The sequence below is a fragment of the Paraburkholderia sp. genome (genome assembly GCF_036488505.1).
In the GTDB taxonomy this organism is placed as follows: domain Bacteria; phylum Pseudomonadota; class Gammaproteobacteria; order Burkholderiales; family Burkholderiaceae; genus Paraburkholderia.
This window is the reverse complement of the sequence record NZ_DASXHN010000396.1, coordinates 1-1,528: the sequence shown is the minus strand read 5'-3', so window position 1 is coordinate 1,528 and position 1,528 is coordinate 1. Positions and strand designations below refer to the sequence as shown.

Here is a 1,528-nt window from a genome sequence, read left to right as displayed (position 1 = left end):
GGGCGCAAGGCCGGCCAGACCGTGCATGCGCTCGACAACATCAATCTGACGATCAACTCGGGCGACTTCGTCGTCGCGCTCGGCGCATCGGGTTGCGGCAAGACAACCCTGCTCTCGCTCATGGCGGGCTTCATTGCGCCGACCAGCGGCGAGTTGCTGCTCGGCGGTTCGCCGATCGCCGGACCGGGCGCCGACCGTGGCGTCGTGTTCCAGAAGCATGCCCTGTTGCCGTGGCTCAACGTGATCGACAACGCCGAGTTCGGCCTGAAGCTTCAGGGCGTGCCGAAAGCGCAGCGGCGCGACATCGCCGCGCGCAATCTCGCGCTGGTCGGCTTGCAGGACTTTCACAAGCACATGATCTATCAGCTTTCCGGCGGGATGCAGCAGCGTGTGGGCATCGCCCGCGCGCTGACCTGCGACCCCGCTATGCTGCTGATGGACGAGCCGATGGCCGCACTCGACGCGTTGACCCGCGAAACCATTCAGGAACTGCTGCTCGACGTCTGGACGAAAACGAACAAGATGTTCTTCTTCATCACGCACAGCGTAGAAGAAGCGCTCTTTCTGGCCAGCCACCTGATCGTGATGTCACCGCGCCCCGGGCGCATCACGCACACCTACGAGCTGGATTTCAATCGACGCTTTCTGGAGACGCGCGACGCGCGCGCCATCAAGTCGAGCCCCGATTTCATCGAAATGCGCGAACGCGTGCTCAGCATCATTTACGGCGACGAGAAAATGCACGCCGCCGAAGCCGAGGTGACACATGTTTAGTTCAAAACGGGCTCATGCACTGGCGCACGGCCAGCAAGCCTCGCTCGGATCCGACACGCCGATGGAGCCTCCACGCACACCCGGTCGACGTCCACGACTGCTCGCCAAGAAACCCGCACGGCCTGGCGACACGTTCGGCGTGCCCGGCCAGGGCAGCAGCGTCGTCACAAGCCTCATCACGGTCTCTCTGTTCATCGGGCTGTGGTTTGTCGCGACTAACCTGCATTGGATCAAGCCGCTCTTTCTGCCGTCGCCGCAAGCGGTGTACGCAAAGTTCATCTACGTCGCGACAGAAGGCTTCGCCAACTCCACGCTCGCGCAACATACCGGCATCAGCTTGCTGCGCGTGTTCGGCGCCTTCGCGCTAGCCTGCGTGACCGCGATTCCCATCGGCGTGATGATGGGCGTCTCACGCTTTGCACGCGGCATCTTCGATCCGCCTATCGAGTTCTATCGGCCGCTGCCGCCGCTCGCCTATTTGCCGCTCATCATCATCTGGTTCGGCATTGGCGAATTCTCCAAGGTCTTTCTCATCTATCTGGCCATCTTCGCGCCGCTCGCAATTGCCGCGCGATCAGGCGTACGGTCCGTGTCGATCGAGCAGATTCATGCGGCCTATTCGATGGGCGCCTCGCGCACACAGGTGGTGTTGTATGTGATTCTGAAATCCGCGTTGCCGGAGATTTTCACAGGTATGCGGATCGGCATCGGTGTCGGCTGGACGACGCTCGTCGCCGCGGAAATGGTGGCGTCG

The 1,528-nt window shown here is 62.1% G+C and carries 2 protein-coding genes; both read left to right on the top strand.

The window, feature by feature from the left end; all coding sequences use genetic code 11:
* Positions 1 to 774: taurine ABC transporter ATP-binding protein (locus tag VGH68_RS23005; protein WP_331606012.1), on the top strand; the 774-nt coding region annotated here is incomplete at its 5' end.
* A gap of 61 nt (positions 775 to 835) precedes the next feature.
* A partial coding sequence (locus VGH68_RS23000) for an ABC transporter permease subunit (protein WP_331606011.1) occupies positions 836 to 1,528 on the top strand: 693 nt, incomplete at its 3' end.